The organism is Photobacterium sp. 2_MG-2023 (assembly GCF_030547675.1).
Classification (GTDB): Bacteria; Pseudomonadota; Gammaproteobacteria; order Enterobacterales; family Vibrionaceae; genus Photobacterium; species Photobacterium arenosum.
In genome coordinates, this window is the sequence record NZ_JAUOQQ010000068.1 from 1 (window position 1) to 508 (window position 508).

A 508-nucleotide genomic window follows, 5' to 3' on the forward strand; every position below is an offset into this window, starting at 1 on the left:
TCTTGATTGTCATATTCACCTCGATAAGTCATTTTACTCACTTAACGCGGTGTCCAAAAGTATTGGATCAGATCAGGGGGATCTATTTCGATCCTGAGACAGAGTATTATATTGAGTACACTGAAAATGATGCCAATGCGTCAACCGATATTGAGGTCGTCGACAAATTTTATCCGAACCCTTTAGGGGTTTATGGCATGACAAATCAGGTCAGTGAATGGGTGAATGGGTGAATGACTGGTACTCCCCCGACTATTATCAGATTTCTCCGGAACTCAACCCCAAAGGCCCTGCATCCGGCACACAGAAGGTTCAGCGCGATGCGTTAGGAACAACAATGACGTTCGCCCGTATTTATAGAGATCCGGTCGAAAAAGCCTATTACTCAGGTGTCAGCTTTCGCTGTGCTCTTCAACAGGCAGCCCCGGTACATAAATCGCCCTGAGATTGATGACCAATTTTCAATCAAAATCACCAAATTCATTTCATTGCGCACTTGGTTCAATAA

At 44.3% G+C, this 508-nt stretch carries 1 protein-coding gene and 1 pseudogene; both read left to right on the plus strand.

Features of this window, described 5'->3' with window-relative positions:
- Window positions 1–233, plus strand: a pseudogene (locus Q4491_RS21490) (hypothetical protein); the annotation flags it as partial.
- Window positions 218–445 (plus strand): hypothetical protein, encoded by a 228-nt coding sequence (locus tag Q4491_RS21495; protein WP_303460819.1) that lies wholly within the window; start codon window positions 218–220, stop codon window positions 443–445. The pseudogene Q4491_RS21490 and the gene Q4491_RS21495, both read left to right, overlap by 16 nt.
- The last annotated feature ends 63 nt before the right edge of the window (window positions 446–508 follow it).

Coding starts and splice junctions, on each gene's coding strand:
- Q4491_RS21495 (WP_303460819.1), top strand. CDS start 218: ATGGGTGAATGGGTGAATGACTGGTACTCCCCCGACTATTATCAGATT.